The following is an 8,726-nucleotide window of genomic DNA, read 5'->3' on the forward strand; positions in this document are numbered from 1 at the left end:
GTCGTATGCTCGCCTTCCTTATCGCAGCCTCAGCGTTCGCCGGTTGGATCGATGCGGTGATCGGCGGCGGGGGCCTCGTGCTCATCCCAATCCTCATGGCGACGACCGGCATGCCCGCCGCATCCGTGCTCGCCACCAACAAGGTCGCGGCGATCAGTGGCACCGCCTCGGCCGCAGTTTCGCTTGTTCGCCGCGTCGGGGTGCCCAAGTTCACGTGGATCTACGCCCTCATCGCAGGCATCGCCGCCGCGCTTGGAGCAACTGCAGTTTCGCTTATCGACGACTCCATCGCCAACCCGATCATCATCACCCTCCTAATCGCCGTCGGCATCTTCGTGGTGGTCAAACCCACGTTTGGGACGACCGGGGAGAGAAGGGTGTCGTCGATAAGAATTGCTCTGGGAATCGCAGCCGCCGCACTGATCGGCGCCTACGACGGCATCTTCGGCCCAGGCACCGGCATGTTTTTGATCATGGCGTTCACCGCCATTTTCACGCAGCAGTTCCTCCAGTCCGCGGCGATGGCAAAGGTGGTCAACACCGCCACCAACCTCGGCGCGCTGATTGTCTTTGGGCTGGGTGGCTACATCGACTGGAAACTGGCGCTGATCCTGGCGGTGGCCAACGTGATCGGCGCACAGATCGGCACAAGAACGGTACTCAAGGGCGGCTCCAAACTGGTGCGCGTCGCCCTGCTCATCCTCGTGGTGGTGCTGTGCGTGAAACTACTCAAGGACCAGGGAGCCATTGGCTAGGCCATAAATGGCCGCAACCGCGCCGATCAGCACCAACGCCACAACGAACCACTCAAAGGTGTTGAAGGAACGCTCGTTGTTGGCGCGCCGGGTAGCCACGTACGGCACCATGCCCGGCACCACCGCCAGCGCGCCCAACAGCACGTATACCGGGTCCGCCGCGTAAATCAGCCATAGTGAGTACACCGAACCGATCAACCCCACCACCAGGTGAACGTGATGATCACGCGCGATGAGCACCAGGTAGATGGAGGAGAAGATGTAGGGCAGCAGGTACATGATCGTGGCCAACTGCACCATGCCGTTGTACGACGCCGCCGAGACGAAGAACACGACCACGAACAGCTGGATCACGATGGTGGACAGAACCTGGGCGTTCTTGGTCGTCGCCAATCGCTTGGGCAACAACCCATCGCGGGCCATCATCACAATCGGTTCGGCGCACAGCATCTGCCACGACACGTACGCACCCAGCACCGACAAGCACAGACCGATAGAGACCAGCGCGCCACCCCACGGGCCGACAACTGCCTCAAGCACGGCGCCCATCGAGTTGTCCGGCAGCGCCGCCAACTCTTCCTGGCTGAGCACACCGTAGGACAGGGTGGACACCGCCACGAGCAGGGCCAACACCGACAGGAAGCCGATGATGGTCGCACGGCCCACATCGCTGCGGCGGCGAGCCTGCTTGGAGTACACCGACGCGCCCTCGATACCGATGAACACCCACACCGTGTACAGCATGATGCCTTTCAACTGAGCACTAAACGGCGCACTGTTGGCGTTGCCCCAGAAGTCGGTGGTGAAGCGGTCCCACGAGAAGCCTAGGAACGCCACCAGCACAATAAACGCCAGGATGGGTACGAGTTTTGCCACGGTGGTGACCACGTTCATCACCGCCGCCTGCTTCAGGCCGCGCGTCAGCCCCCACAGGATCAGCCAGCTCATTGCGGACACCGCGATTGCCAACACCCAGCGGTTCTGGAGCACCGGCACATAGTGGCTCAGTGTGCCGAAGAACAAGGTGGCATACCCAACCTGGGCCATCACCGAGCCGAGCCAGTAGCCCCAACCTGCGGTAAATCCGATGAAGTCACCCAAGCCGGCGCGCACGTAGGCGTACACGCCGGAGTCCAGGTGGGGTTTCCTCACCGCCAGGATCTGGAACACGAAAGCAATGGACAACATGCCGACACCGGCAATTGCCCAACCAACAAGCATCGCTCCGGGGCTCGCGACCGAGCCGATGTTTTGGGGGAGCGCGAAAATGCCGGAACCAATGGTCGATCCGATGATGAGGGAGACCAGCGTCCAGACCGAAACGGTGCGCTTTGTCATGGCGACTAACACTACCCCAGGGGTTGTCTACTACAATCATCAATCGATACAGAACGTTTAAAGCATAAACAACTGAGGGAGGCGGCAAATGCGCAAGAAAATTGCGGCAATGACATGTGCCATTGCACTGTCGTTGGCAACCGTTTCCCCAGCGTATGCCGATGACGGATACAAACAAACAGCAGTCGTGCCGGGACTAACCGCCACCATCGAGGCACCCCTGCCCATCGGCGAAGCCTGGTACGAAGCCGAAGACTTACCGCGTTGGGCAACCTTGAACCCCGACGGTTCCATCCACCTCACGCCGGGGGAGGGGGTTACCCCCGGTGTGTACGAGTGGCCCGTCCGCGCAGTGCTTGCCGACGAGACCGAGCGAGTCTTCTCCGTCCGCGTCACCATCAGCAAGGACGCTTCGACCGACCTCAACCAGGAAGGCGCGATCCTCGACGCACTCGTCGAATACGCCCCCGAGGTCTCCCCGAAGTGCTCCGCTACCGCCATCGGCGTCGGCCTGCCACTGCTCGTGCTGCTGCCGCTTGGGTTCGCTTCCCAGATGAGCCTGCCGCTGGTCGCGCGTCAGAACGACCTCAACCTGGTCGTCGAGAACGCCCTGAGCGTCGATCTGAAACTTCGGGACCTCAACTCCCGCGACGTTGACCTCGGCATCGCCGCCATCCTCGCCGTCGCAGGCCTCGCTGGCGCAGGCGCGATTATTTCCCAGTGTGTGAAGTAGGGTCCTCCGGCCACGCATGCTTGGGGTAGCGGCCCCGCATCTCCTTGCGCACCTGCTGGTACGGCCCCGCCCAAAAACTGTCCAGGTCATCCGTCACCGCAAGCGGCCTACCCGCAGGCGACAGCAGGTGGTACAGCACCTTCACGCCCGCGACTGTTTGGCCGTGTTTGCCAAACATGTGCTGCAGTTTCACCCGCTTCACCGGCCTGCCAGACGCATACTCAAACTCCTTCGGCGCCACCTGGTCCAACTCCGCAACCTGCTTCCAATCCAGTTGCCGCAACATCGCCGCCCGCATATCGCAATTGCCTATCGACGACCCCCTCGCCACCTCGGAAACCTCAACCGAATAGTCCCCTTCGCTCACATCCGGCCACCCAAGGGTGGCGTGCAGGAAGTCCAGCCGTTCCTTCAGGTGCTGCTCCTTGTCGGTGAGCGGGAAGTCCTCAAACCGCAGGTGGGTGAGCGCTTCCGCCGCCTCGTCGGGAGTCAGTTTGATCGGGGTGGAGGAGAGCTCAATCGCACCGACGGAGGTGACGAGCCGGCCGCGTACCTTGTCGTCGACAAGCATTGCTTTCTTGGTTTCGGTCACCCTGTCCTGCGGAAACGCGATCGGTTCGGCATCTCGGATGATCACCTGTGTCGGTGTGCGCTGGATCTCCGCTGCCGCGATCCACTCACTATGCGAGTTGAACTTCGCGCGCGTCCCCGACGCCAACAGGTACTCGCCCTCGCCGACCTTCTTCGCAATCCATTGCGGAAACGCCGCCGCAATCACCTCGCCGGGGTCCGCCGGGCCTTTGTCGTCGACAAGCCTGCGCAGCCGCTTCGCATCCACCTCACCAGCAAGCCGCGCGATCGTGCCCGCCGCCTGCGAACCGAACGTCAACAGTGCCGCGCCTAGCCGCGGATCCAGCGGGAAACTGGCCAACCTCTTGCCAAAGCTGGTGATCTTTCCGTTGCTTAGCGCCCCAATCGCCTCCAGATTCTGCTCCGCCTCCGTGAGGTCCTTCGGCTGATCCAACAGCGGCAGGTCCGGCGACGCCCACGCCTTCATCGTCAACAACGCATCCGTCAGATCCGCCGTGAGGATCTCGGGTGTGATGTCCGCCTGGAAGTTGGCGTAATCGTCGCGCGAAAACACCCGCACCACCTCGCCCGGCCCGAGCCTGCCCGCACGACCCGCACGCTGATCCGCACTCGTCTTCGCCTCCGACACCGTAACCAGGCCAGTCATGCCCCTGTTATCTCTCTTGGGCACCCTGGATAGTCCGGCGTCCACCACCTTGCGTACACCCGGCACAGTTATCGACGACTCCGCCACCGACGTCGCCACAACCACCCTCGCCGGCCCATTTAGCGCCTCATCCTGCTCCTTGCTGCTCTGCCTCCCATGGAGGGGGACCGCATCGTCCAGGAACCCGCACACCAAATCCACCTCGCGCACACCCGGCACAAATACCAAGGTCCGCTCCGTGCCGTGCGTCTGTTGCGCCACGTGTTTGTAGAACTCGCGCGTTCCCCGGATCCTGTCCGGATGGGGCGCATAGGTGATGTCCAGTGGGTGCGTCACCGCCTCCGTGGACAGGACCTGCGCGCCCATATGGTCGGCAAACTTCTGTGCGTCCAGGGTGGCGGACATGGCGGCGAGGTAGAGGTCGTCGCGAAGCAACGCCACCTCCATGCACATCGCCAACACCAGGTCCGTGTCCAGTTGGCGCTCGTGCACCTCGTCGATCACCACCGCACCGACCCCCTCCAAACCGGGGTCCTTGAGCAGGCGATTCAACAACACCCCGGGGGTTACGAACTCCACCTCGGAGCCATCCTTGTGCTCTCCGCGGATGGAGTAGCCGACTTTGGTGCCGAGAGGCGTGCCGTCGAGAAACGCAAGCCTCCTCGCCGCCGACCGCACCGCCACCCTCCTTGGCGCCGTGACCAGCGTCTTTCCTGCAATGTTTGCGATCGCCGGCGGGATCAACGTCGTCTTGCCCGTACCCGGCGGCGCTTCCACCACAAGGGGACCGCGGTGGGGGATCTTGTCCACGACTCGCGCCACCGGAAGGTCGCGGCCGATTTTCGCCAGGTCGAACATGGCAATCCAGGGTAGCGTGTGGGGCATGAGACGCCTCTTCGCAGCGATCGTCCCACCCGACGAAGTCCGCGAACACCTCATCACCGCCCTGCGCCCCATCCGGGACTTCTCCGGCACCGAAGTGCGCTGGTCCGACCCCGACAATTGGCACATCACGCTGGCGTTTTACGGCAACCAACCCAACGACGCCGACCTGGTCACCGATCATCTCTCCCAAGCGACTGCCTTCACTCGGCCCCTCCGCTTGCATCTGCGGGGCGCCGGCTGCTTCGAACGCCGCACCATGTGGATCGGAGTCGGCGGCGACAAAGCACCTCTGAAAGACCTCATGGCGGACTGCCAACTCGACCCAGATGCGCGCCGCCGCCAACGCGCGCACCTCACCGTCGCCCGCACCGGCACGCGAACTCGGGACCCATTGCTTCTCGACGACCACGCCCACGCCCTCGCCATCTACACCGGCCCCGAATTCGCAGTGGACGAAGTTCTGCTTCTTGAATCCCACTTGGGTAAAGGCAGAAGCGGCGGCCCGAAATACGACGTTGTGGACAGGTTCTACCTGCGGTGATCTACGTGGCCAGCCCAAAGTTGTCCCCATCGATATCAAGCACCAGGTTTTTAAGGTCATCAAATCTGAATCTGTGAGCGAAGTAAGGCAGATCAATCTTTGGTTGTTCGTGGAACGGGTTTTCCTCTGGGTAGTAGTCTTCCGGGTCTGGGAACGGCGGTTCCTCGTCGTCCGGTTCTGGAGGGAGTGGCTCTTCCCACGGCATTTCGGGTGCGAATGGGAATTCCATGTTGTATTCCTGCTCGAGTTCTTCGATCGCGGTGGTGGCTGCTTCTTCGTCGAGGGTGTCGTCGAAAATGTCCAGGATTCGGTGGCCTTTGGCGTAGAACTCGGCGGCCCGGGCACGGTTTTTACGTACGTTGGCCAGGCTGGACTTCCACCGCGGGTTCGTCGGAGTGACTTGCTCGTGGAGGAGGCCTTCCGGCGTGCAGATTTCGTAAGTACCGTCCGCGAAGAGCCAAACAATGTCACCGGTGACCGGATCGGGGATGTAGAACACACGGCGATCCGTTTTCAGGTTGTGGTGGTGCTGGCATAGTGCAAACAGGTTCTCCACCGCAGTTTCGCCGCCTTCGCCGTACGGGATGCGGTGATCGAGTTGGCACTGCTGCGCTGCGCGGTTGCAGCCGGGGTAGATGCAGGTCCCGTCGCGGGCGATGACAGCGTGGCGCATTGCCTCGTTCGGTGCGTAGCCGCCTAGTTTCTGTTCGGCTGCCGCGTCGAGGTCTCGTTCGACGTGGTCGGTGGAAGCCAGCCACTCTTCGAAGGCTGCGGTGGTCTCGGCATCTGTCCAGCCCAAACCAGGCAGATATACGGGGTCGCCCTCCTCGCGATCTTTCGGGCTGTACACGTTGAGCACCGGTGTGATGGATGCACCGGCGATCTCGCCAGACAGCAACTTCAAAGCGGCTTCGGGCATGCTGATGCCATGTTCGCGGGCGACAGCCTTCACACTTGCGCCGACGCGACCTGCGGCGATTGGGTTGGTGAATATCTCTATCGACGCCCGATCCTCCCCACCGAATGAGAAGCAGTCGATCCGGAACGTGTCGCTCGTATCCTGTTCGCGCTCGTCGCGCTTCTTTGCGTTGTACCCGCGCGACTTGTCCAGACGTTTAATTGCAGCGCGGATGCGGTCGGTGACAGTCTTGCGCTGCGGAACCTGCTGGTTGTTGCGTTTGGGGGTGAAGGTGTCGACCAGGATCTCGTCGATAAGCGCGAGTGCTTCCTCGTCTGGATCTGGGCCGAGCTCCTCGATCGCGGTATATGCAGCGCTCAGGTGGCCGATGTCCATCACCCGTGTGTTGCTCTGTAGCGCGCGAAGCCGTGGAAGTTCTTGTAGGACTGCATGTCCGAGGATCGCGTTCTTCACAAACCCCTTGTTCCAGCTGGTGGCCGATTGCACCTTCTCAACAGTGAGGTCGAAATCATCCACCTCGAGGCCCGGATATGCGTACTCGCCGAACATTGTCCAGTAAATATCGCGAATCATTTGAGCGTTTCGGCTGTCTGGATCATCTGGTCGCTGACTGCGGAAAATTTTCGGTGGTGCGGTTGCCGTTGTCATGGTCCCCCCTTTCGTCTATGGTGCTATAGTATCGAACAACCAAGCGATACGCAAGGGGGTATAACGGAATAATGAAGAATAAAGAGTTCAGGTGTTCGAAAATCCTGGGTGGTTATTTTGAAGATCATATAAAACGGCCACGACACGGTATGTTGGCCAGATGCTTTTCGACGCCACCGTGATCCCACGCGAACCCAACCGCGTCATGCCTGGCGTGGTGCATTTACCTGCGTTTTTCACCTCTGATGAGCAGCGGGAAAATATCGAACAAGCGCGCGAATTGGCGAGGTCGGTTGCCGACACGCCGGTGGCGATGCGCCAACCACGGGTAGGCAAAGGGCAGATGGATGCGTGGATGCTGTCGCTCGGGTGGTTCTGGGCGAATTCTTTAACCACTGATCTATTTACCACCACTCCCTGGGGCGCCAACGGCGACAGCGTCAAGTTGTTTTTGAGCCGAAAAGATTAAGGCGCTCCAAAAAGGAGTGCAACCTTTGGAACCACTGTGGATACTAAAGTTCCAGAAGTGATCTGAACTATTGCCCTTTCTGCAGGTAGGCGGTTAGTTTCAAAAGTGTCTCCAATCCAGTCCACCACTAGAGAGGTACTATGTTTTTTCACCGTAATCGTGTCCTCGCAGGGGCAGTCACGCTGACCATTGCATGCTCGGTCGCGTCAGTGTCAGCCGCGTACGCTACTCCGTCACCCACCGACGCCCCCTCTATCAGCACTCAAAAGAGCAATGGTAAAGGGATTTCCACGAAGCATGCAGCGGGCACCAGCACTGAATTTGACCCTGCATTTGCCGAACAGGCACAGCAAATGGAAGCCGACCTGAAAACCATCATGTCTATTCCAGATGAAGTCCTCCTTCAAGGCGATGCTGCTACTCAAACATGGGTCCAGCAAAACCTTGTGACAGGGACACCGGGGGTAACTACTTACGCCAGTGTTCTTGGGTGTACTGGGGCAATTACGGGGATGATCGCAGGTAATTTGGTTGGAGCCGCCAAACTTCTCAAGATAAAGCGCTATATCAAAGAACTTGGAGGAGTGGCGGAAGCCGTTCGCGTCATGTGGGGGGCGAGCTTCAGCTACGAGAAGCTGCAAGCTCTCGGTGGAGCTGTCGGTGCACTCGCGGCGGAGCTCGTAGGAATCGCTGGCGTGCAGGAAAAGTGCTTCGACTAGCGCACGCATGTAGCAATAGTTGCACAAGAGGAAGATATGCTCGAAAAACTAGAGTACATAGGGTCTTGTTTGTCAATTGGGGCGGCAGTAGTGGCCATCGTTACGGGGCAGTTCGTCTTAGCGCTTGTTCTCGCAATCATCGGAGTGTGGGGACTAAAGCCAAACAGAAACCTCTCGAAGGCCCAAGAAATCGATTCGAGCCTACCCATCCCCTCAGCGTCTGCAATCAAGCAGTTCCGCAAGGACAATCCGGACTTCTCGCTCACTGAATCAATTGTTGAGCTGCAGAAACGAGATGTTAAAAATGGAAAATGCGACCCTATCTAGTTTGCTTATCTTGGGAAAGTTTTACCCCGAAGCTGGCAAATTCCCTGGTTCGGGTACTGCTGGTCGTTGTCCCCCTTTTTGTTGAGGCTCTGGGATGGTGCCAAACAGATAAAACATGGACAGCGCCCCAAGCAAAAATAGAAATCAAGGCAAAT

The 8,726-nt window shown here is 59.9% G+C and carries 9 protein-coding genes; 6 read left to right on the plus strand and 3 right to left on the minus strand.

Annotated elements, in window-relative coordinates; translation table 11 throughout:
* Window positions 1-5: 5 nt before the first annotated feature.
* Complete coding sequence (locus HMPREF2785_RS00765; protein WP_070613852.1) at window positions 6-755, plus strand: TSUP family transporter; 750 nt, start codon at window positions 6-8, stop codon at window positions 753-755.
* Here the strand turns inward: HMPREF2785_RS00765 and HMPREF2785_RS00770 are convergent.
* On the minus strand, window positions 726-2,093 hold the full coding sequence (locus tag HMPREF2785_RS00770; protein ID WP_070613855.1) for a basic amino acid/polyamine antiporter: 1,368 nt from the start codon (window positions 2,091-2,093) through the stop codon (window positions 726-728). The genes HMPREF2785_RS00765 and HMPREF2785_RS00770 overlap by 30 nt on opposite strands.
* Before the next feature lie 88 nt (window positions 2,094-2,181).
* Between HMPREF2785_RS00770 and HMPREF2785_RS00775 the strand changes: the two genes are divergently transcribed.
* Entirely contained in the window at window positions 2,182-2,826 is a 645-nt protein-coding gene (locus tag HMPREF2785_RS00775) for a Rib/alpha-like domain-containing protein (protein WP_070451973.1), read from the plus strand.
* On the opposite strand, the gene HMPREF2785_RS00780 is transcribed toward HMPREF2785_RS00775, so the two are convergent.
* Complete coding sequence (locus tag HMPREF2785_RS00780; protein WP_070613919.1) at window positions 2,804-4,921, minus strand: ATP-dependent RNA helicase; 2,118 nt, start codon at window positions 4,919-4,921, stop codon at window positions 2,804-2,806. The two genes, HMPREF2785_RS00775 and HMPREF2785_RS00780, sit on opposite strands and share 23 nt — an antisense overlap.
* A 25-nt stretch (window positions 4,922-4,946) precedes the next feature.
* On the opposite strand from HMPREF2785_RS00780, the gene thpR reads away from it, so the two are divergent.
* On the plus strand, window positions 4,947-5,489 hold the full coding sequence (gene thpR / locus HMPREF2785_RS00785; protein ID WP_070613857.1) for an RNA 2',3'-cyclic phosphodiesterase: 543 nt from the start codon (window positions 4,947-4,949) through the stop codon (window positions 5,487-5,489).
* Between the two features lies 1 nt (window position 5,490).
* On the opposite strand, the gene HMPREF2785_RS00790 is transcribed toward thpR, so the two are convergent.
* Window positions 5,491-6,981: an HNH endonuclease signature motif containing protein gene (locus tag HMPREF2785_RS00790; protein ID WP_070613859.1), complete on the minus strand. Its 1,491-nt coding sequence runs from the start codon at window positions 6,979-6,981 to the stop codon at window positions 5,491-5,493.
* A gap of 235 nt (window positions 6,982-7,216) precedes the next feature.
* On the opposite strand from HMPREF2785_RS00790, the gene HMPREF2785_RS00795 reads away from it, so the two are divergent.
* The 3 genes from HMPREF2785_RS00795 to HMPREF2785_RS00805 all read left to right on the plus strand — a co-directional run bounded on the left by HMPREF2785_RS00795 (window position 7,217) and on the right by HMPREF2785_RS00805 (window position 8,571).
* Window positions 7,217-7,525, plus strand: coding sequence for an alpha-ketoglutarate-dependent dioxygenase AlkB family protein (locus HMPREF2785_RS00795; RefSeq protein ID WP_070613861.1), 309 nt, complete (start codon window positions 7,217-7,219; stop codon window positions 7,523-7,525).
* Between the two features lie 140 nt (window positions 7,526-7,665).
* On the plus strand, window positions 7,666-8,244 hold the full coding sequence (locus HMPREF2785_RS00800; RefSeq protein ID WP_083279376.1) for a hypothetical protein: 579 nt from the start codon (window positions 7,666-7,668) through the stop codon (window positions 8,242-8,244).
* 36 nt (window positions 8,245-8,280) lie between these two features.
* Entirely contained in the window at window positions 8,281-8,571 is a 291-nt protein-coding gene (locus HMPREF2785_RS00805; RefSeq protein WP_070613863.1) for a hypothetical protein, read from the plus strand.
* Window positions 8,572-8,726 lie beyond the last annotated feature (155 nt).

It is taken from the genome of Corynebacterium sp. HMSC067D03 (assembly GCF_001811185.1).
In the GTDB taxonomy this organism is placed as follows: domain Bacteria; phylum Actinomycetota; class Actinomycetes; order Mycobacteriales; family Mycobacteriaceae; genus Corynebacterium; species Corynebacterium coyleae.